This window comes from Rahnella sp. WP5, from assembly GCF_000745615.1.
Classification (GTDB): Bacteria; Pseudomonadota; Gammaproteobacteria; order Enterobacterales; family Enterobacteriaceae; genus Rahnella; species Rahnella aceris.
The window spans coordinates 70893-90981 of sequence record NZ_KN050721.1 but is presented as its reverse complement, the minus strand read 5'-3'; the positions used below and the strand labels follow the sequence as shown (position 1 = coordinate 90981).

Genomic DNA, 20089 nt, shown 5'->3' with positions numbered 1-20089 from the left:
ATTTTATTCATAAATATTTTTTTGCTCTATACCTGCATTTGATTTAGACTTTACTTAAATTAGATAAACCTAAAATAAAATATGGAAAATACCGACCTTGAATTTTTGCAAGATAGTGCGGCTCAGGCGACCAGGCTTCTCAAGTCCATGAGTAACGTTAACCGACTATTGATCCTTTGTACTCTCATTGACTCACCGGGAACTTCAGCAGGTAATCTAAGTAAACTGACTGGATTAAGTCCTTCAGCCACATCGCAGCATCTGGCGAGAATGAAGGAAGAGGATTTGATTGAATGTTCCATAGATGAGCAACGAAGAAATTATTTCATTAAAAATGAATCGATTCGAAAAGTTATCGCAACGTTAAAGGACATTTACTGCCCTGAGGATTTAAAATGAGCACAAGAACTGTAAGTCCTGCAGAAGCACATGAACTCATGAAAAATGGCAGCACTCTGATCGACATTCGGGAGCCTGCTGAATTTCTCCGCGAGCACGTTCCTGGAGCTATCTCTTTTCCACTATCAGATATTTTGTTGGGGAAAAAAATCAAGGACCTGCCTGTAAATCATCCTGTTATTTTTCACTGTTTGGCGGGTTCACGCACAGCTCAAAATGAAGATGCACTGGTCAGAACAGCAGACCCGGCAACGGTTTTATTGTTGTCTGGCGGCATTAATGCCTGGAAAAGTGCAAATCTTCCGACGATTGAAGACAAGAAGTATCCTCTTCCAATCATGAGGCAAGTTCAGATTGTAGCTGGAATACTTATCCTCGCAGGGGTATTGATGGGATACGCAATAGATGAAAGCTTCTTTCTATTGTCGGGATTCGTGGGTGCAGGCCTGCTTTTTGCTGGTGTAAGTGGTTGGTGCGGAATGGCAGTTTTGCTTTCCAAAATGCCATGGAACAAGCTTAAGCCTTAAAGATTGGGTATACGTTTAGGTATACAAACAAAAATTGAATTCAATTTTTTACGGAAACCCGGCAATGGCTGGACAAACTGGAGTGAATGAAAGTTACACTCTGAAAAAAGGGTTCGTTGAGATGAATTCATCAGTGAGCTGTTCTGATAAAAGCTGAATATCAGTATTTTCATAGTCCAACATGGACCTCACTGATTCCCAGGGCGTTTTTTGTACCCAATCTGGTATGATCCCACGTATATTGTCGAAGCTTTTAATCAAAAAACCGTAAGTTCCTTTGAAATTAATTTTCATTAAAATAAAAAATTAAGTACTTGCGGCTTTCAATAAAAAAATGAGAAGGCACAAATATTTTTAAAAACCACCACATCCCTAATCTTCCTGCATCCAAACCAATATGATTCAGGAGAATAAGCCATGACATCATCTAATGTTAAGGTTCTCCGCTTACCCGCTGTCGCGCTCAAAATGGGTCTTTCCGGATCCACAATTTATGACCGGATGAACCCAAAATCTCCCCCGCTTTGACCCAACGTTTCCCAAACCAAGGTCTTGAGGGAGTCAGTTGGTGGGATGGCGAGAGGCTGATCGTGAGTTCAGCTCCAATCCCTCTCCCCAATAATTACATTTATTTATAATTGGAAGCTAAAACATTTATTTAAATGATGCGAGTACCTTTATTATTTAAATACACATGGTTAAGGGTAAGTTTAATTTACTCATTCTTAATATATAATTAAATACTATGCAAATAATGCAAATGATATAAAGGCGCGTATTTCTTGTATCCTTGTTAATAAACGAGTTTATAGACAAATTAGGAAGTCACCTATGCGCTTAAATAAATTAACTAAAGCAATCCTGTTTTCTGCTATTGGATTCCCAATAATTTCGTCTGCTGCCACTGTGACGGCAAGCGATCAGACTAACACCTTCTCCGGCCTCGATTACTCAATGATGATCACCAAAGATGGTGGTCACACCTGGACTGCGTATACCAACGCATCGCAAAACAACTTCCCAGGTACTGTCTTAGCACAAGTCGCGCCAAAACAGGAACTGGCTATTATTTCTGAGGATTACGATCCAAACCGCACCTATAAAGGCGGCGATACCGTTCGCTTCCTGGGATACTACTGGACTGCACAATGGTGGGTTGACCAGGGTATTAGCCCGGGAACCGATCCGGTATGGGTATCTGGCGATGCAATCAACATCAAACCTTATGCAACTTTCCAGTTCACACCGTATACCGGTCAGGACGCCATCGACCTGCAGAACCGTGAAAAAGCCAACGTAGCCGCACAACGTAAAGTGATTGGTTACTTCCCGGAATGGGGCGTGTATGAAGCACATAACTTCTTTACCCCGGATAAAGTGGACTACTCTGGCCTGACCCACCTTAACTATGGTTTTGCCGTAGTAAAAAATGGGGTTGTCACCATGCATGACACCGACAAAGCTCCGGGTCTGATGAAAGACCTTGAGCAGCGTACTGATGCCGCGAATGTCGCGCATATGATTTCTGTCGGTGGCTGGAATAATTCCCAGGAGGGTGTCTTCGAAGCGGCAACCGCCACGGATGCAGGTATTGAGAAGCTGGCCAACAGCATGGTCAGCTACATGGCACAGTGGCATTTCGACGGTCTGGATATTGACTGGGAATACCCGGACAACGACACGGAGAAAAATCAGTTCACTAAACTGCTCCAGTCACTGCGTACCAAACTGGATACCCAGGGCAAAAAAGATGATAAGTACTATCAACTTTCTGCGGCGGTCACCACTAACCACAACAATATTCAGTTCATCAACCCGGCCGTGACGGCACCGTTGCTCGATAGCGTGAACGTGATGGCGTATGACATCCACGGTGCATTCGAACCATTAACCGGCCATAACGCGCCGCTGTATGAAAACAGCCATGATGAAGATAAAGACCTGAACGTGGCCGACACCATGAATGCTTACGTCAACACCTGGCAAGTGCCAAAAACCAAGCTGATGATGGGGATCCCTTATTATGGTCGTGGCTGGGGTTATGTCCCTGGAACCGAGCTGATTCCTGGTTTACCGGGCATGTTTAACACCGGTGCGGCAACGGTGAAAGGTGCATGGGATGATGCTAAAGACTTCACCGGCACCAACCCGTGGTATGTGCTGAAACAAAAACTGAACAGCGGCGAATATACGCGCTATTGGGACTCAGAGTCGCACGTTCCGTATCTCTACAGCAAAACCAAGCAAGAATTCCTGACCTATGACGATCCGCAATCTATTGGCGAAAAAGTGGATTACATTCTCGATCAGGGCTTCGGTGGTGCGATCCTGTGGGATATCAGTGGCGATACTCCGGAACACGAACTGGGTAATATCGTTAAAGAAGTGAAAAACACGCCACTGCCGGATGATTCCGATGTGCCAGTACCAGATGAAGATCCGGTTATCGATAAGACCGATCTGAAAGCTATTCTGGTCAGTGTGGATGATGGTCAGACTCGTGTTTACATGAATCTCGATTCCAGCAAAATTACGAGTGGCACGGCATATACAGCCTATGTTGACGGGAAATATCTTTTCGGCACAGAAGGCACTCACTATTACTACAGCAACAAGAAAAGTTTAGGTAAAGAAGCTTCATTCCGTACCGGGAATGTTGAAAGCCGCCTGGCAGTAGGGTCTGTCATTTCGGTTAAACGTGAGTATCCGAATCAGGCTGTTCTCGGTCAGATTACGGTCACCCAGGATATGCTTGATGGTATTAGCCCAGTGATCACTGATGGCAGCGTGAAGTCGATGACCGTGTCGAAAATCAATAACGTGCCGTATATTTTCGTTGATTTTGATAACGCGAAACTTCACAGCGCAGATGGTTCTTCTTATGTTGCTAAAATCGTTGATGATAGCAAGAGAGGCAACTATATTTTCAACTGCGATAATGGCAAATGTGATTACAGTACCGAGACTGTAGATGGCGCTATTTCACACGTTAAGTCGGATGAAAAAGACATTTCTATCGGTGAAACCATTGTCATTCAGCGTGTGTCACCTAATCCGGCAGTTGTGGCCCAAATGGTGGTCACCAGCTTTGAGCCAGAACCGCAGCCAGAGCCAGAACCAGAGCCAGAACAGGTGCACGGTCTTAAAGCCACACTGTTCCAGAACGGTAATGCTACTGGTGATAGCCTGGATATCACCGGGGACATCGATTGCTTAGCCGATGTGAAGATGAAAAACGGTTTTGAAGCCAATGACGAAGTGTCGTCCGTAAAGGTGCCAAAAAGTTCGTTGGGGATATATTTATTCACAGACTGTCATTTCAAAGGAAGTAGTTACTCATATATATATTTTAAATCTAAACCTCTCTATGATATGACCCAGTCAGGCATCGACATGAACAAAGCAGCATCATCTGTTCAGGTCGTTAAAGCGATTGCTTATGACGGTTATTATAATGGCCAATCGATAAACATTATGGGTGATACTCCATTGCTCGATGGGGGTTATGAATATTGGGAATATATGCCTAATTTCGGTAGTAAGATGTCCTCAATAAAGGTTGCTGAGGGTTATAACGCCCGCATATATTCTGAACGTGACTATCGTGGGTCTTATATTGATGTGAAGTCAGGCGAACAGATCCCCGATCTTAAAAAATTGTCATTTGATAACAAAGCCCTTTCAATAAAATTCTCCATCGATAAAACTAAGTAATCTTCAATGAACAGCCTTTGACAATGTCATATTAAGTCAAAGTTAAAGCTTAAATCGCCTTTATCCCTGTGGGTAAAGGCGATTTTTTTGCCGGTTAGCCTCAGACATCGGAAAATTTATCCTGTTGTTTCTAATATGAAAAACAGAACTTACCCTGCTATATACCCCAAAAAAACCCTTACTTGTTCTCCCCAAAAACCAATCATCCCTATATCACGCCACTGCCCGTTTTGAACATAAGCTTGCCGCTTGACCACAACGGGCACGGTCGTCATATTCAAAACAGAGAACCCTGTTTTACCCTCGCCAAAGCCAGGCGGGGGTTTATTGTTGAGTATCACCGGAGAACAATTGTGAATAAAATCCCCTTGCTGATCATCGCGGCATTATCGGCCACCAGCGGGCTGGCACATGCGGAGACGACATTGCGTTTCGGTGTGGATCCGTCATTTCCACCTTTTGAATCAAAAGCGCCAGATGGCAAGCTGGTCGGTTTTGATATCGATTTAGGTAACGCCATTTGTCAGCAGGCAAAAGTGAAATGTGAGTGGGTCGAAACCGCCTATGACGGCATTATCCCGGCGCTGAATGCTAAAAAGTTTGATGCGGTACTTTCTGCAATGTCCATGACACCAAAACGTAAAACGCAGGTCACTTTCTCCGACATGCTTTACCACGTACCCAGTGTGCTGATCGCGAAGAAAGGGAGCGGCCTGCAACCCACAGCCGATTCACTGAAAGGAAAAACGGTGGGTGTTGCTCAGGGCACTACGCAGGAAGCCTACGCCCAGGGCGAATGGCAGAAAAAAGGCGTGGATGTGGTTTCCTATCAGAATCAGGATTTCGTGAACCAGGATCTGGCATCAGGTCGCATAGACGTGACGCTGACCAATGCCGCCGCCGCAGAAACGGGCTTCCTGAAAACCCCGGAAGGCACGGGTTATGCCTTCGCCGGGGAGCCATTAAACGACACCCGTTATTTGGGTGAAGGCACGGCCATCGGACTGCGTAAGGATGATCAGGCACATCTGACAGTGATCAATAATGCACTGGCAGAAATACACAAAAACGGCACTTATCAGACGCTGGAAAAGAAATACTTCACCTTTGAAGTTTATAACAAAAAATCCTGATTGCTTTTCCGTCGCCGCAGGGATCTTGCTCTGCGGCCTTTTTTGAATACCGCTTCCACTTATCAATAGCTGTTACTGAAACAGATAAAAATTTTCTTGCGCGTCTGCGCAACCCTCTGTTATGCCAGTATCTTTTAATCATCATCGGCCATAAAGTCAGCACAGGTTGAAGCCAGAAACCGGATAAAGATTAAACAACAATAATCTCTGTCGATGTTTGTTGGAGCGCCTGTTGCACATCATCGCTGATAGCGGAGTCAGTAATGATAGTGTCGATTTTTTCCATAGGCAGCACCAGGTTATATCCGCGTCGGCCAAATTTAGTCGAATCAGTCACCACGACAACACGCTGAGCGGCATCAGCCATAATACCGCTGATACTATAGCCTTCATTAAATGTGGTGATCCCTGTGGCCGCGTCGAGGCCATCAGCGCCGACAAACATGAGGTTAGCGACGATGCCCTGCAACGCATATTCCGTGATGTTGCCATGTAGCGAACGCGTTTTGTGGCGTAGTGTTCCGCCGCAAACGACCAGAGTGATATCCGGGTTTTCTGATAATACAAACGCAGCCGGTAAGTTGTTAGTAATGACAGTGATATCACCCGCTTTCACTAACTCCTCAGCCAGCAGCATGGTCGTGCTGCCACTGTCGAGGATCACGGTATCCCCCGGTTTAACCAACCCTGCGGCGGTCTGAGCAATGCGTTTTTTCGGGTCGCTGGCGTGAAGATAACGTTCTTCCAGAACCATTTCATCCAGTGGTTTTTCGTGACCAGGCGTTTCCTTTGCGATCCACTTTGCCGCCCCTCCGTGAAAACGACTGAGCGCACCTTTTTGTTCCAGCAAACTCAAGTCTGACCGAATTGTCACCTCTGAAACTTCGAAAGCAGTCGAAAGGTCAGTGACCAGAACACTGCCATTTTCATTCACTAAATCAATGATTTTATTGCGACGTTCATAAGTATTCATTATGAGTAATCCGAAAGGTCATATTCCTCACAGTGTAAACAAAAGGCACCTTAATGAGGAGTAAAAATTCCCTGCGCTGTGAAGCATAGCAACTCCGCATGTGCCTTTGCTGCATTCTCAGACGTTATCTTTTCAATCCCCGAGATGCCCCTAAAACGAAAGAAAACGAATGCAATAAACTTACGAAACATTTCGATCACCATCACATAATGCAGAAAACGCTATTGTTTGCCTTTCGGAAAGGTATGATCCTCTTCGGAAATAAACGGAGGCATAAAATGAAAGACATTATTGCTAAACACAAGACAGGCGAAAGGATCGGGATCTGCTCAGTATGCTCTGCGCACCCGCTGGTGATTGAAGCTGCATTACGGGAAGACTTGCACACTGGCCGAAAAGTGCTCATCGAGGCAACCTCCAACCAGGTAAATCAGTTTGGCGGCTATACCGGCATGCTGCCAATTGATTTTCGGGATTTCGTTCTCGCCATTGCCGAGAAAATCGGATTCCCATTACAACGTCTGATCTTAGGGGGCGATCATCTGGGGCCAAACTGCTGGCAGCACGAAAACGCCGAAACAGCGATGGCAAAAGCACAAGAGCTTATCGCGCGTTATGTCGAAGCCGGATTCAGCAAAATTCATCTGGATGCATCCATGTCCTGTGCAGACGATCCTGTTCCTCTGGATCCTTTCGTCGTGGCGCAGCGCGCGGCGCGTTTATGTCAGGTCGCAGAAGAAGTGGCAACTGCACAGCAGAAAGCGTTGCTGACCTATGTCATCGGTACTGAAGTTCCGGTTCCAGGCGGTGAGTCATCGGCGATTCAGCACGTTCATGTCACTGAAGCCAAAGATGCAAAAGCGACTCTGGATATGCACCATCAGGCATTTCGTGAACTCGGGCTCAATGATGCCATAGATCGGATCGTCGCCATCGTGGTTCAGCCCGGCGTTGAATTCGATCACAGCCGCGTGATTCACTATCAGTCTGATCTTGCTCAGGATCTGTCAGCTTATATTGCGGCTACACCACTGGTTTATGAGGCACATTCCACCGATTACCAGACCCGTGATTCCTACCGCAACCTGGTGAAAGATCACTTCGCTATCCTGAAAGTGGGTCCCGCGCTGACTTTCGCTTTGCGGGAAGCCGTCTTTGCCCTGGCCAACATTGAACAGGTATTGATTGCGCCAGAATGCCGCAGCCAGATCCTGACGGTCATTGATGGCGTCATGCTGGATGAACCCGGTTACTGGAAAAAGTATTACAACCCAACATTCAGCCTTTCGCTTATTGATCTGCATTTCAGCTTATCCGATCGAATTCGCTACTACTGGCCTCATACACGCATCAACCGGGCGATGGACGTTTTAATGGCCAACCTGCGTTCAACAGATATCCCGCTTGGTCTGTTGAGCCAATATCTTCCTGCTCAGTTTGAACGGGTGATGAACGGCGAACTCGCCAGCGATCCACATGAACTTATCATCGATAAAATTCAGGACGTTTTACGCGCATATCACTTCGGCTGCACGCCGTTGCAAACGATATGCGAAGGAGCCTGCCATGCATAATTGCGAAATCTTCGTCAAAACAGGTATCAGCTTTGTGGATTATCACGAAGCACTCATGCATATCGGTGAGCGCATGGTGCAGGAGGGCGTGGTGGAATCGACGTATCCGCAGGCGCTGGTCAATCGCGAGGCTGAATATCCCACCGGCATTCAGCTTGAACACCACGCCGTCGCCATTCCTCATTGCGAAGCCACCCATGCCCGCAGCCCGGCCATTTATCTGATCAGGCCAGATACAGCGGTGGAATTCTTTCAGGCTGATGATGAGGGAACGATTCCCGCGACACTCATTATTGCCCTGATTGTCACTCATCCTTCTGAACAGCTGATGTTGTTACGTCAGTTATTCAGCCAGCTACAGGATCCTGTTTTTTTCGAAAGCTTACTGACAGCGCCTGAAGAACAGTTATCCGCGCTTTTTGAACGGCACATTTTTATCCCGGCACCTGAGAAACGATCCGCCGTTTGTACCTGAAAATGTTCTCAGCAATAAACCCGACGTCTTACCTAGAAAAATAATATTTAAAACAATCTGTTAAGGAGCCTTACCGTGAAGCGAAAAATTATAGTCGCCTGTGGCGGAGCCGTTGCCACCTCTACGCTGGCAGCGGAGGAAATCAAAGAATTGTGTGAGGCGCATGGCATACATGTGGATCTCGTTCAGTGCCGGGTAACGGAAATCGAAACCTATATGGACGGTGCCCATCTGATTTGTACCACCGCCAAAGTTGACCGGACATTTGGCAACATTCCGGTGGTGCACGGCATGCCGTTTATCTCCGGCGTGGGTATGGATACGTTACGTCAGCAAATACTGACCCTGTTACAGGAGTAAGTCATGTTTACCGACATCATGCGCTACATCCTCGATCTCGGCCCGACAGTCATGCTGCCTGGGGTGATCATCGTTTTCTCTCTGATATTAGGGATGAAACTGGGGGATTCATTTAAATCTGCGATTCATATTGGTATTGGCTTTGTCGGGATCGGTCTGGTCATTGGCCTGATGCTCGATTCCATCGGCCCTGCGGCAAAAGCCATGGCAGAGCATTTCGAAATTAACCTGCAGGTCGTCGATATTGGCTGGCCGGGTTCGTCGCCAATGACCTGGGCATCACAAATCGCGCTGGTCGCTATTCCGATTGCGATCGGTGTGAACATCGTCATGTTGCTGACGCGTATGACACGTGTCGTCAATGTGGATATCTGGAATATCTGGCACATGACTTTCACCGGTGCCATGTTGCACCTCGCCACCGGTTCTTACTGGCTGGGGATCATGGGGGTCGTTTTGCATGCGGCATTCATCTACAAGCTGGGCGACTGGTTTGCAAAGGATACGCGTGATTTCTTTAATCTGGACGGTATTGCCATCCCCCATGGTTCCTCGGCGTATCTCGGCCCGATTGCGGTACTGGTTGATACCCTCATTGAGAAGATTCCAGGGCTGAACAAAATTCACTTCAGCGCTGATGATGTGCAAAAGCGTTTCGGTCCGTTCGGTGAACCCGTCACCGTCGGTTTCGTGATGGGGCTGATTATTGGTTACCTCGCGGGATACGACGTCAAAGGCGTATTGCAGCTGGCCGTTAAAACCGCTGCGGTCATGCTTCTGATGCCACGGGTCATCAAACCGATAATGGACGGTTTAACGCCCATTGCCCGCCATGCCCGTACACGTCTGCAAGCCCGCTTTGGTGGACAGGAGTTCCTGATTGGTCTGGATCCGGCTTTATTACTCGGTCATACCGCCGTTGTTTCAGCCAGCCTGATTTTTATTCCTCTGACAATCCTTATCGCCGTGCTTGTCCCGGGAAATCAGGTCTTGCCATTTGGTGACCTCGCCACTATCGGTTTCTTCGTTGCCATCGCGGTGGCCGTGCATCAGGGCAACCTGTTCCGCACGCTGATTTCGGGTTGCATCATCATGAGCATCACACTGTGGATAGCGACGCAGACCATTGATTTACATACCCAACTGGCTGAAAATGCGGGTGCACTCACGGCTGGAGGAAGAGTAGCTTCAATGGATCAGGGCGGCTCGCCGATCACGTATTTACTCATCCAACTTTGCACGCTCAAAAACATCGCCGGGCTCAGCATCATCGGCGTTATTTACGCCATCGGTGTATTCCTGACATGGCGTCGCGCCCGTCAATTCACACAAACAGAAAAGCGGGCAGCCGCTTCACTGGTTAACTCTTAACTTTCATCGCGGCGGGGGGAAATCCCCCGCTTAAGGAATCTGACTATGAAATCAGTCGTTGTGCATGCTGACAGCAGGATAACTATTGAAGAGCAACCTGCTCCTACGCTGAGTGCACCCGATGAGGTTCTGGTTCGCATTGCCTACTCCGGGCTTTGCGGATCCGATATCCCGCGTATTTTCGCCAGCAGTTCACATTTTTATCCCATCACATTAGGCCACGAATTCAGTGGTCACGTCGTTAGCACCGGAGAAGAAGTCAGCGATTTATATGAGGGGGATGCCGTGGCCTGCGTACCTTTATTGCCATGCTTTCAGTGCGAAGAGTGCCGCAAAACAGCGTATTCCCAATGTAAGCATTATCAATTTATTGGCTCCCGACGGAGTGGCGGCCATGCTGAATTCATTGTGGTTTCGCGTAAAAACTTATTTAAATTGCCGGAGAATTTCTCACTTCTGCAAGGCGCTTTTTTGGAACCGCTCACCGTTGGCTTGCATGCCCTGAAGCTGGCAGGAGGCTGTGAGGGTAAAGAAGTGATAGTCATTGGAGCTGGCACCATCGGGCAGTTGCTTATTCAGGCAGCCAGCGCCCTGGGGGCTAAATCGGTGACAGCGATCGATATCAATCCGCAGCGCCTTTCCCTGGCGCAGGAAACAGGTGCCAGCCACGTTTATAACAGCGCAATATGCAACGCCGATGAAATCCGCCAGCAAACTCATGAACGGCGCTTTAATCAGCTGATTATTGAAACAGCAGGCACAGCGCAAACCGTGGCCTTGTCTCTCAATATCGCAGGCCCCAAAGCGCAAATCGCGCTGGTCGGCACCTTACACAAAGACCTGACTTTAGACGTCACTACTTTCGGCCATATCCTGCGCAAAGAGCTGACCTTGCTCGGCAGTTGGATGAACTATTCCTCTCCGTGGCCGGGCAGTGAGTGGCGACTTGCCATACAGCTTTTTGCTGAGAATAAGCTAAACCTGGCCCCCCTGATCGCCAGCGTTGCCCGTCCCACAGAGTTTGTCAGGGACGTCACGGCACTGGCTGGCAAGCCGATGACGGGAAAGATTTTGCTGGATATGACGGGAGGCTAAGAAAATGTATCTGATTTCAAACAGGGAAATGCTGCTCGCAGCTCAGCGCGGAGGTTACGCCGTCCCGGCTTTCAACGTTCACAACCTCGAGACGGTACAAGTCGTGGCAGAAACGGCGGCAGCCATGAGTTCTCCGGTGATCCTTGCCGGAACGCCGGGGACATTCAGTTATGCAGGTACAGACTACCTGATCTCGATATGCCATGAGGCTGCGCGGAAGTATCGCATTCCACTGGCGCTGCATCTGGACCACCATGAAGATCAGGGCGATATCGAAAACAAAGTCCGGTCGGGGATCCGCTCCGTAATGATTGATGCTTCACATTTCCCGCTGGCAGAAAACATCCAACACGTGTGTGAAACTGTACGGTTGTGTCATGCCTTTGATGCCAGTGTCGAAGCAGAACTCGGCCGTCTTGGCGGGCAGGAAGACGATCTGGTGGTAGACGAAGGCGACAGTTTTTTCACCGATCCCGTTGTGGCCAGGCACTTTGTTGAATCCACACGCATTGACTCGCTGGCCGTTGCGATTGGCTCCGCGCATGGTCTGTATCAGGGCGAACCGAAACTGGACTTCTGCCGCCTTGGGCAAATCCGTCAGCAGGTCGATGTCCCGCTGGTCCTGCATGGTGCGTCCGGTATTCCTGAAAGCATGATCCGTCAGGCAATAGAACTTGGGATCTGCAAAGTCAATGTTGCGACCGAGCTGAAAATCGCATTTGCCGGCGCGGTAAAAGAGTATTTTGCACAACATCCGGATGCTAATGATCCCCGCAAATACATCGTGCCTGGAAAACTGGCGATGCAAAAAGTTGTTGAGGAAAAAATCAGGATCTGTGGCAGTGCCGGATGCTTATAACTGGCCTGTATTAACGAAGCGGGCTAAGCGCCCGCTTTCCGGATTTTTATTAAAGCGCCGGTTGCAGGCGTCATTCCATTCTGATTTTATGGAAGTTCATTGAGAGTAAAATGGAAACGCTATGACCACCCTTAACCACTTCGGCCAACCCATTGGTGATGCCCTTCCCGACTGGCAACCCCGCGAACGACCTTCTCATGTTCAGCTTGACGGCCTCTGGTGTCGTCTGGAGCCTCTGAACGTTGAACGCCATAGTCAGGATCTCTTCAGGGCCTGGCACAGCATTGATGATAATCGCGACTGGACATATCTCTCCGTCGATCGTCCTGCGACCCAGGCTGATTGCGATCTGTTTATTTCTCAACAGGCCAGAAGTGAGGATCCCCTGTTCTTTGCGGTTGTCGATATGCAGACACAACGCGCAGTCGGCAGCGTTTCTCTGATGCGCATTGATGCGGTGAATGGCGTTGCCGAAATTGGCTGGGTGAACTGGTCTCCGCTGATGAAACGCACGCGTTTTGGCACTGAAGCAATTTATCTGCTGCAACGCTATCTGTTCGATACGCTGAAATATCGCCGCTGCGAATGGAAATGCCACAGCCTGAATGAGCCATCAAAACTGGCCGCACAGCGTTTTGGTTTCCACTATGAAGGTATGTTCCGTCAGGCCATCATCAATAAAGGCCACAACCGTGACACCTGCTGGTATTCCGTTCTCGACTATGAATGGCCAGCGTCGAAAGCCGCGTTTGAACGCTGGTTAAGCGCAGATAATTTCACGCCGGAAGGTCAGCAAAAACAACGGCTGGAAACACTGCGTGGGTGAATATTGCCTGCGCTATTCACTGACGCAGGCGGGGGTTTGACCGCCAGGGGGATTTACAGTGCAGTCAGCACGGTAATATCGGGCCACGCATAGATTATGTTAGGCGAGCGCCAGAGTGGCCCGGCATCGGTATATCGTCCGGCTTCGCGGCCACCTAAAGCCTGGTAAAAACGAATGGCCGGTTCGTTTCCTTCGACAACACCCAACCCTGCGCTGCGAAAACCTTCAGCGGAAAGATGCTTTGCGGCTTTGGCGATCAACAGTCGGCCAATTCCCCGACGTTTAAATGCCGGAGAAACATACAGAAATTTGATTTCTGCCATGTCGCCAAATTCCGGGTTTGAGGAAGCCGAAGCCAGACAAAATCCGGCGAATGCTCCATCAGTTTCCGCAATAAAAATGCCCTGACCGTCAGCAGGATGTGCAAATTTATCCTGCCAGAACGCTTGCCGACGCGGTACATCGAGAGCCACAAAAGCCTCCGGAGGAGCAAGCTCACGATAAGTATCACGCCAGATGGCAACATGTAATTGAGCAAGAGCATCGATATCTTTGGGTTCAGCAATCCGTAAAGTGCAGGCTGGCACGGCATCCCTCGTTATAAAAAAGTTCATGAGATCATAAAGTCTGCACAGTATAGTCAGCCCTTCTCTTCCCGCGCCAGCAAACTGCGTTTTCGTTCTACCCCCCAGCGGTAACCGGAAATATTGCCACCGGTTTTCACCACCCGATGGCACGGGATGGCGACCGCCAGCAGGTTCGCGGCGCAGGCCCCGGCCACCGCGCGGACTGATTTCGGCGAGCCAATTTTGTTGGCGATCTCGGCATAGCTGGCTGTTGTTCCCGGCGGAATATCACGCAATGCCTGCCAGACACGCTGCTGGAAAGCCGTGCCGCGAATATCCAGCGGCAAATCCAGACCCATCTCTGGCGCTTCCACAAAGCCGACGACCAGGGCAATACGCTGCTCGAAATCCGGATCACCGCCCAGTAATTCTGCCTGCGGAAAACTGTTTTGCAGTTCATTAATCAGCTTTTCAGGGTCATCTCCCAGCAAAATGGCGCAGATCCCCCGCTGACTTTCGGCGACCAGTATATCGCCGAGAGAAGATTTGCCGATGGCAAACCAGACGCGTACATCACGGCCGCCCGAGCGAAAATTTTGCGGCGTCATACCCAGTGTCGCCACGGAGGTTTCGTAAAACCGGCCATCAGAAGGATAGCCCGCCGCGTGGATCGCCTCGGTGACCGTCGCAGAATCTGTCAGTTTTTCACGTACCCGGCGTGCTCGCTGCGCCTGTTGGTACTCTTTAGGTGTCACGCCGGTTTGTGCTTTAAACAGGCGATGAAAATGATATGCGCTGATGCCCACTTTGGCAGCCAGCTGATTCAGCGTCAGCATGTCGGCCGATTGTTCCAGCAACCGGCAGGCCTGAGCCACACGCTGAGCATGAAACTGCGCCAGTGAAATCAGCCCCTGACGGCAACGCTTGCAGGGACGGAATCCTGCCTGTTCTGCGGCTTCGGCATCATCAAAGTAGATAACATTTTCCGGATTAGGCTGCCGCGACGGACACGACGGTGCGCAGTAAATTCCGGTGGTTTTTACCGCATAAACAAATTTGCCATCCGCATTCGCATCACAGTTGACGACCGCTTGCCAGCGAGGATCCTGGCTCTGCACACAGGCAATATTTCCCCATGCCTTATCTTTGATGACTTCTGTTTTACCTGACATTTTATGCCTCACGTTTGCGACTGGATAACTGCCAGCATAAATCGCCGTGAACACCCGCGCCCTCCGGCTCTTGCTTTCTCATTCAGCGCGGCGCCCTCAGCCTGCAACCGGTTTTAAGGGCGTTTCGAGGATCATCTGATAAAAAGCCAGATCCAGCCAGCGATCAAATTTGAAAGCCGCCTGTTTAATCGTGCCGGTATGGCTGAATCCATTTTTTTCGTGCAGGGCAATACTGCCACTGTTAGCCGCATCAATGGCGCCAATCAGCGTGTGCACACCCCGTTCACGGGCAGCTTCCACCAGTGCGCTTAGCAGGATTTTTCCCAACCCTTTTCCACGATGATCTTTATGGATATAAATCGAATGCTCGACCGAATATTTATACGCAGGCCAGGCGCGGAACGTGCCATAACTGGCAAAACCCAGTAACGTCCCCTGCGCGTCTTCCAGCCCGATCACCGGAAAATTATGGGTCAGTTTAGTGGCAAACCACGATGTCATGCTGTCGATATGGCGTGGCTTATAATCATAAAGCGCCGTAGATGTCAGAATCGCATCATTAAAGATATCCAAAATTGCGACAGCATGCTGGCGTTCAGTGCAGGTAATCATTTTCATCAGTCGTTCCCCGGTGGCTTCCGTTATGCACTCAATTCCACTATAGTAGAATTATTTCCACAAAAGTAAACAACGGAACTTACCTCATGTCAATCGACCAATTGATCGCCACGCGCCTGCAGGCTTTGCGAAAATCTCAGGGTTTAAGCCTCGAACAACTGGCCAGCAGTTCGGGCGTCAGTAAGGCAATGATTTCGAAAATTGAGCGGCAGGACAGCAGCCCGAGCGCCAGTCTGTTAGGCCGCCTCGCGGCCAGTCTGGGCGTGTCGCTGGCGCAGTTGCTGTCAGAAGATAACGAGCAGCCTGCACCCTTTCGCCCGCTGGCGCAGCAGGAAGTCTGGCAGGATCCAGATATCGGTTATCTGCGCCGTCAGGTGACGGCGCATGAGGAAAACGGCGGCGCGGAACTGGTCGAAATTACGCTGCCAGCGGCGGCTCGCGTCAGTTATCCGGGCTGGAGCCATCAGGCCTATAAACAACGTTTATGGATGGTGGAGGGGTCGCTGACGATTGATTATGGTGATGAAAAATATGCGTTAACCGCGGGTGATGCGCTGACGTTCGGCGTTGATTTGCCCATCACATTCAGTAATCCCGGCACCAAGCCCTGCCGGTATCTGCTGGTCATGAGCGACAAATAGCCTCCACGCTGTCCAGCAGCGCCAGTGCACGGTCACGCTGACGGCGAAAGCGGGTTGCCATCATCAGCCACATTTCCGGCGAGGTATCTTCCCGCCGTGCAGCCAGTTCCTGAAAACCGGGGAACGCACCGCCGCGATAACTCAGATCGTAATGGAAGTCATCCACGGAGCTGTAACGCAGGCGATGTAAACCGGCGATCGCCTGTTTCAGTTGCCGCTGCCAGGTCTGCGGATCCGCCTGCCAGTTCGTGGTCAGTTCGCTCAAAACAGGCTGTAATTGTTGTAATTTTTCAGCCACGGTAAAGAGATCAAATTCAGGTGAAATTGTGGCGGCGAGTTCTGCCAGCGATTGCTGCAAACCGTTCAGGTAAGCCAGCGGATCAAGCGGCAGCGCGGGTTGTGTCAGCAGGCCTTCCAGCCAGTGCGCGTGGATTTGCGTATCGCGCCAGAGAATATTCAGATCCACTTTATCGTAAGTGTCGTCTTGCGTGTGCCACCACCAGCCGCCGCCGCTGCCCGGCGACTGACTGTTTTTTTCCAGCGGGACTTCGCGAAAAGCAAAATGCAATGGCAGAGCGCAGCCCCAGAATGACTGATCGCCGCCTTTGCCCAGGGGGGTAATGCGCTGCGCCGGTTCACCGGTCACGGCTTTCACCGCCGCATTTAAAAAGGTCTGTGATTCCGCACCACTGACATTGAGCACAACATTCACCGCATCCTTACACCCCGGTGAATCGACGTTAATATGCGCCACGCAATGCTGTTTCAGTTGCTGGCGGTAGTTGTCAGCGTACCAGGCCGAGCCACCATAACGGGCATTGGAATGGCCGGGCCACCAGATAATCCGCAGTCCGCGCAGCAACGTTTGTGGTTGCTGATGAATATGAATTGCCATCGCCAGACAAAGCGCATTACCGGTCGCGTTATCCGTGACGCCTTCGTGCCAGGAATCATAATGTGAGGAAAGGAGAACGAACTCCGGCGAATGGCCGGGAATCTCCACCACCGGCATGCCGCATTCAGCAACGTGAAAATTCAGTTCCGTGGCGATTTCCAGCGTCATCAGCGGGTGTTGCTGACACTGCGCCAGCAAACGCTGACCATCCTGATGATTAACGGAAATCACCGGCAAGCGCGGATAACGCAGAAAATCATCCGGTTCCGGCGTCCCCCAGACCGGCCCGACGGTTTCTTCATGCAGTGCGGTTTCAGCCGCCCCCCAGATATGGATAAGTCCGGCGGCACCTGCAGCGCACAGGCGTTGCACGTAATCTTCAAAGCCCTGCCCCGCAATCACAATTTTGCCTTTTACGTCCTGCGCCCAACGTTGCCATTCAAGATCGGTACGCGGCTGACAGGCACCGTCATCGTGATAACCCTGTGCTTCCACGCCCTGCGGGCAATGGGCCGAGAACGAACGGGTTTTGGCGTCGCACTGCCATTGCGGGAATTCAGGCAGCCGCAATCTTCCGGCCAGGGGATCGCTGAGATACAGCGGGCACTGCATCAGCCGCGCATCCAGTCCGTGATCCTGCAACACAGACACCATGTGCTGCGCCGCCCGTTGTGCATCATCGCAGCCGGAAAGCCGGTGCAACCCGGAAAACTCGCGCAACAGGTCATCCATCAGCGGTAACAAACGTTCACGAACAGGCGGGCGCAAGCTCATGATTATTTAGCCTTTTCCTGATGAACGGATATATCCAGCGGACCGAAGTATTGTGTCTTAATTTTTTCCCAGGTGCCGTCGGCAATGATTTTCGCCAGCCCGTCATTGAGCAGTTTTTTGATATGGCCGTCGCCTTTACGCAGACCGTACGACGAACCGATACTGAACAGTTTGTCGTCACGCACTTCCGGGCCGGTCAGGGTAAAATTCTTGCCTTCCGGTTTGTTGAGGAAACCAAAGGTCACCGCCACCGCCGGGCTGAGCGCGCCGTCTAAACGACCGGCCACCAGATCCTGATAAATGGTGTCCTGATCGGCATATGCCACCACATCCACCCCTTTCGGCTGCCAGAAAGTATTGGCATACATTTCCTGAATCGACCCCTGCTGAACTGCGATACGTTTGCCCTGCAACGATTCCGGCGTCGGCAACAGCGGACTGCCTTTTTGCACCACCAGTTTGGTCGGGATGTGATACACAAAATCGCTGAAGTCGATCACTTTACGGCGTTTTTCGGTCGCGCCCTGCGGCGAAATAAAATCCACTTTTTTGGCGATCAGCGAAGGAATTTCAGCGTCAAAGCTGCTGACCACATAGTCACATTTCACTTTCATCTCTTTGCAGATGGCGTTGGTGACATCAATTTCAAAGCCGGTCGGCGTGCCCGCCGCATCACGGAACTGGAATGGCGGATAACTTAAATCTGCGCCGACACGCAAAGTTTCGCCTTCAGCATGTGCCAGCGCACTGCCAAACGTCAGTGCCATAACGGCAGCCACCAGTGTTTTTTTCATCATTATCCTGTCCTCTTACCCAAGGTTATTATTTTGATTGTTAAGTTAAAAATGAGACTTCCAGCTTAAAAACTCTTCCCGCACGGCCTGAAGTTTTGCGCCGTCCTGACACAAATCCACTGTCGTCATCGCCAGCGCTTTTGCCGCCTGCAACATGGCCTGCAAACCGGCCCCGGAACCGGCCGCTTTGGCAAATTCCGGTGTATGCGGCAGCACATCACCGATACGGATATACGGGTGGATCGCCGCTGTTATCTGACTGACATTGCCGATATCCGAAGAACCGATCCCGCCACTGAGCGGCGGCGGAACCACTTCCACACCCAGAATGTCCAGATTCTGTTTAAAGTATTCCGCCAGCGTCAGATTGTTATTGCGCTCGGCGTAGGTCAGCCCTTCTTCAACTTCCAGCCGCGCACCCGCCATCAGCGCCGCGCCCTGTGCCGCATCAAACACTTTTTGTTTAACAATGCTCAGCCCTCTGACCGTACTGGCCCGCATCAGGAACTTCGCCTCCGCATAAGCCGGAACAATATTGGTCGCGCTGCCGCCATCGGAAATGATGCCGTGCACGCGCACATCGTCGGTGAACATCTGACGCAGGGCGTTAATGCCGTTGAAAGTGTGGATCACCGCATCGAGTGCGCTGATGCCATTTTGGGGTGCCGACGCCGCATGCGCCGCTTTGCCATAGAATTTAAACACCGCATCGACACACGCCAGCCCGCCGCGCACCACCATGGTTTTGTCGCGCGGATGGAACATCATTACGGCGTCCACATGGTCGAAAATGCCTTTCTCGCTGAGAATAATTTTGCCGCCGCCCTCTTCTTCTGCCGGTGTGCCGATCACTTCCAGCCTGCCGGTCAGCAGATGCGATTGCTGCTTCAGCGCCAGCGCGGCCGTCACGGATGCCGTGCCAATCAGGTTATGTCCGCAGGCATGCCCCAGATCCTTCAGCGCATCGTATTCCGCCAGCAACGCGACCACCGGACCCGGCTTGCCACTGTCATAGGTTGCGCGAAACGCCGTCGCCAGGCCGCCAGGTTGTTCCTCAATCTCAAACCCCGCCGCGCGCAGTGGTGCAATCAGTGCCGCCGCAGATTCGACTTCCTCAAAGCTGAGTTCAGGGTTGGCATGAATATTCATCGCCAGCGCGCTGGCCTGCGCGGCGAGTGAATCCACAGCCGCAATAATCTGAGTTTTCTGTTCCCCGGCGTGATGAACTGATGTAGTGCAATTCGACATGTTTATTCCCTGCGATGGTGCAAAAACCAAAAATTATTTTCGGATGAATACAATCTGGCACTGCGATAAGTCGTC

19 protein-coding genes and 1 pseudogene are annotated in these 20089 nt (G+C 50.5%); 13 read left to right on the top strand and 7 right to left on the bottom strand.

Translation table 11 applies throughout. The annotated features are described in order from the left end of the window. The first annotated feature begins 81 nt into the window (after positions 1-81). The 5 genes and pseudogenes from EX31_RS21725 to EX31_RS21705 all read left to right on the top strand — a co-directional run bounded on the left by EX31_RS21725 (position 82) and on the right by EX31_RS21705 (position 5773). Positions 82-399 carry an ArsR/SmtB family transcription factor gene (locus EX31_RS21725; RefSeq protein ID WP_037036743.1) on the top strand — a complete coding sequence of 106 codons (318 nt, stop codon included), beginning with the start codon at positions 82-84 and terminating at the stop codon, positions 397-399. Further along, positions 396-926, top strand: coding sequence for a rhodanese family protein (locus EX31_RS21720; protein WP_037036741.1), 531 nt, complete (start codon positions 396-398; stop codon positions 924-926). The genes EX31_RS21725 and EX31_RS21720 overlap by 4 nt, the downstream gene beginning before the upstream one ends. Positions 927-1343: 417 nt before the next feature. Beyond that, positions 1344-1479: pseudogene (locus EX31_RS25615) on the top strand (helix-turn-helix transcriptional regulator); the annotation flags it as partial. Positions 1480-1757: 278 nt separating this feature from the next. Beyond that, on the top strand, positions 1758-4640 hold the full coding sequence (locus tag EX31_RS21715; protein WP_037036738.1) for a glycosyl hydrolase family 18 protein: 2883 nt from the start codon (positions 1758-1760) through the stop codon (positions 4638-4640). A 353-nt stretch (positions 4641-4993) separates the two neighbouring features. After that, entirely contained in the window at positions 4994-5773 is a 780-nt protein-coding gene (locus tag EX31_RS21705) for an ABC transporter substrate-binding protein (RefSeq protein WP_037036734.1), read from the top strand. Between the two features lie 190 nt (positions 5774-5963). Here the strand turns inward: EX31_RS21705 and EX31_RS21700 are convergent, their stop codons facing one another. Beyond that, the gene (locus tag EX31_RS21700) at positions 5964-6746 is read right to left on the bottom strand and encodes a DeoR/GlpR family DNA-binding transcription regulator (protein ID WP_013576745.1); all 783 of its coding nucleotides are present in this window, start codon (positions 6744-6746) and stop codon (positions 5964-5966) included. 278 nt (positions 6747-7024) lie between these two features. Between EX31_RS21700 and gatZ the strand changes: the two genes are divergently transcribed. From gatZ to EX31_RS21665, 7 genes are all read left to right on the top strand, one after another. Next, entirely contained in the window at positions 7025-8320 is a 1296-nt protein-coding gene (gene gatZ, locus EX31_RS21695; RefSeq protein WP_037036731.1) for a tagatose-bisphosphate aldolase subunit GatZ, read from the top strand. After that, entirely contained in the window at positions 8313-8795 is a 483-nt protein-coding gene (gene gatA, locus EX31_RS21690) for a PTS galactitol transporter subunit IIA (protein WP_037036729.1), read from the top strand. Before gatZ ends, gatA begins: the two co-directional genes overlap by 8 nt. Positions 8796-8870: 75 nt before the next feature. Then, positions 8871-9155 carry a PTS galactitol transporter subunit IIB gene (gene gatB, locus EX31_RS21685; RefSeq protein WP_013576748.1) on the top strand — a complete coding sequence of 95 codons (285 nt, stop codon included), beginning with the start codon at positions 8871-8873 and terminating at the stop codon, positions 9153-9155. Between the two features lie 3 nt (positions 9156-9158). Next, positions 9159-10526 carry a galactitol-specific PTS transporter subunit IIC gene (locus EX31_RS21680; protein ID WP_037036727.1) on the top strand — a complete coding sequence of 456 codons (1368 nt, stop codon included), beginning with the start codon at positions 9159-9161 and terminating at the stop codon, positions 10524-10526. Between the two features lie 45 nt (positions 10527-10571). After that, positions 10572-11621 carry an alcohol dehydrogenase catalytic domain-containing protein gene (locus tag EX31_RS21675; protein ID WP_037036726.1) on the top strand — a complete coding sequence of 350 codons (1050 nt, stop codon included), beginning with the start codon at positions 10572-10574 and terminating at the stop codon, positions 11619-11621. 4 nt (positions 11622-11625) lie between these two features. Continuing rightward, positions 11626-12480 carry a tagatose bisphosphate family class II aldolase gene (locus EX31_RS21670; protein WP_037036724.1) on the top strand — a complete coding sequence of 285 codons (855 nt, stop codon included), beginning with the start codon at positions 11626-11628 and terminating at the stop codon, positions 12478-12480. Positions 12481-12601: 121 nt separating this feature from the next. Next, positions 12602-13306 (top strand): GNAT family N-acetyltransferase, encoded by a 705-nt coding sequence (locus EX31_RS21665; protein ID WP_037036722.1) that lies wholly within the window; start codon positions 12602-12604, stop codon positions 13304-13306. Positions 13307-13359: 53 nt separating this feature from the next. Here the strand turns inward: EX31_RS21665 and EX31_RS21660 are convergent, their stop codons facing one another. The 3 genes from EX31_RS21660 to EX31_RS21650 all read right to left on the bottom strand — a co-directional run bounded on the left by EX31_RS21660 (position 13360) and on the right by EX31_RS21650 (position 15662). Beyond that, positions 13360-13893, bottom strand: a complete 534-nt coding sequence (locus tag EX31_RS21660; protein ID WP_013576753.1) for a GNAT family N-acetyltransferase — start codon at positions 13891-13893, stop codon at positions 13360-13362. Positions 13894-13946: 53 nt separating this feature from the next. Continuing rightward, positions 13947-15044, bottom strand: a complete 1098-nt coding sequence (gene ada, locus EX31_RS21655; RefSeq protein WP_037037460.1) for a bifunctional DNA-binding transcriptional regulator/O6-methylguanine-DNA methyltransferase Ada — start codon at positions 15042-15044, stop codon at positions 13947-13949. A 96-nt stretch (positions 15045-15140) separates the two neighbouring features. Next, positions 15141-15662 (bottom strand): GNAT family N-acetyltransferase, encoded by a 522-nt coding sequence (locus EX31_RS21650; RefSeq protein ID WP_037036720.1) that lies wholly within the window; start codon positions 15660-15662, stop codon positions 15141-15143. 86 nt (positions 15663-15748) lie between these two features. Between EX31_RS21650 and EX31_RS21645 the strand changes: the two genes are divergently transcribed. After that, complete coding sequence (locus EX31_RS21645; protein ID WP_037036718.1) at positions 15749-16303, top strand: helix-turn-helix domain-containing protein; 555 nt, start codon at positions 15749-15751, stop codon at positions 16301-16303. Here the strand turns inward: EX31_RS21645 and EX31_RS21640 are convergent. Genes EX31_RS21640 through EX31_RS21630 form a run of 3 tightly spaced genes read right to left on the bottom strand, consistent with a single transcriptional unit; the run spans position 16287 to position 20014 of the window. Next, positions 16287-17972 carry a M28 family peptidase gene (locus EX31_RS21640; protein ID WP_037036716.1) on the bottom strand — a complete coding sequence of 562 codons (1686 nt, stop codon included), beginning with the start codon at positions 17970-17972 and terminating at the stop codon, positions 16287-16289. The genes EX31_RS21645 and EX31_RS21640 overlap by 17 nt on opposite strands. A gap of 2 nt (positions 17973-17974) precedes the next feature. Next, a complete protein-coding gene (locus EX31_RS21635) occupies positions 17975-18769 on the bottom strand; it encodes a transporter substrate-binding domain-containing protein (RefSeq protein WP_037036714.1) in 795 nt (264 codons plus the stop codon). Positions 18770-18811: 42 nt separating this feature from the next. After that, positions 18812-20014, bottom strand: a complete 1203-nt coding sequence (locus EX31_RS21630; RefSeq protein WP_037036712.1) for a M20 family metallopeptidase — start codon at positions 20012-20014, stop codon at positions 18812-18814. Positions 20015-20089: the final 75 nt, after the last annotated feature.

What these genes read in the sequence shown, in the direction of transcription:
- EX31_RS21725 (WP_037036743.1), top strand. Translation starts at nt 82, where the DNA reads ATGGAAAATACCGACCTTGAATTTTTGCAAGATAGTGCGGCTCAGGCG.
- EX31_RS21720 (WP_037036741.1), top strand. Translation starts at nt 396, where the DNA reads ATGAGCACAAGAACTGTAAGTCCTGCAGAAGCACATGAACTCATGAAA.
- EX31_RS21715 (WP_037036738.1), top strand. Translation starts at nt 1,758, where the DNA reads ATGCGCTTAAATAAATTAACTAAAGCAATCCTGTTTTCTGCTATTGGA.
- EX31_RS21700 (WP_013576745.1), bottom strand. Translation starts at nt 6,746, where the DNA reads ATGAATACTTATGAACGTCGCAATAAAATCATTGATTTAGTGAATGAA.
- gatZ (WP_037036731.1), top strand. Translation starts at nt 7,025, where the DNA reads ATGAAAGACATTATTGCTAAACACAAGACAGGCGAAAGGATCGGGATC.
- gatA (WP_037036729.1), top strand. Translation starts at nt 8,313, where the DNA reads ATGCATAATTGCGAAATCTTCGTCAAAACAGGTATCAGCTTTGTGGAT.
- EX31_RS21680 (WP_037036727.1), top strand. Translation starts at nt 9,159, where the DNA reads ATGTTTACCGACATCATGCGCTACATCCTCGATCTCGGCCCGACAGTC.
- EX31_RS21675 (WP_037036726.1), top strand. Translation starts at nt 10,572, where the DNA reads ATGAAATCAGTCGTTGTGCATGCTGACAGCAGGATAACTATTGAAGAG.
- EX31_RS21670 (WP_037036724.1), top strand. Translation starts at nt 11,626, where the DNA reads ATGTATCTGATTTCAAACAGGGAAATGCTGCTCGCAGCTCAGCGCGGA.
- EX31_RS21665 (WP_037036722.1), top strand. Translation starts at nt 12,602, where the DNA reads ATGACCACCCTTAACCACTTCGGCCAACCCATTGGTGATGCCCTTCCC.
- ada (WP_037037460.1), bottom strand. Translation starts at nt 15,044, where the DNA reads ATGTCAGGTAAAACAGAAGTCATCAAAGATAAGGCATGGGGAAATATT.
- EX31_RS21650 (WP_037036720.1), bottom strand. Translation starts at nt 15,662, where the DNA reads ATGAAAATGATTACCTGCACTGAACGCCAGCATGCTGTCGCAATTTTG.
- EX31_RS21645 (WP_037036718.1), top strand. Translation starts at nt 15,749, where the DNA reads ATGTCAATCGACCAATTGATCGCCACGCGCCTGCAGGCTTTGCGAAAA.
- EX31_RS21640 (WP_037036716.1), bottom strand. Translation starts at nt 17,972, where the DNA reads ATGAGCTTGCGCCCGCCTGTTCGTGAACGTTTGTTACCGCTGATGGAT.
- EX31_RS21635 (WP_037036714.1), bottom strand. Translation starts at nt 18,769, where the DNA reads ATGATGAAAAAAACACTGGTGGCTGCCGTTATGGCACTGACGTTTGGC.
- EX31_RS21630 (WP_037036712.1), bottom strand. Translation starts at nt 20,014, where the DNA reads ATGTCGAATTGCACTACATCAGTTCATCACGCCGGGGAACAGAAAACT.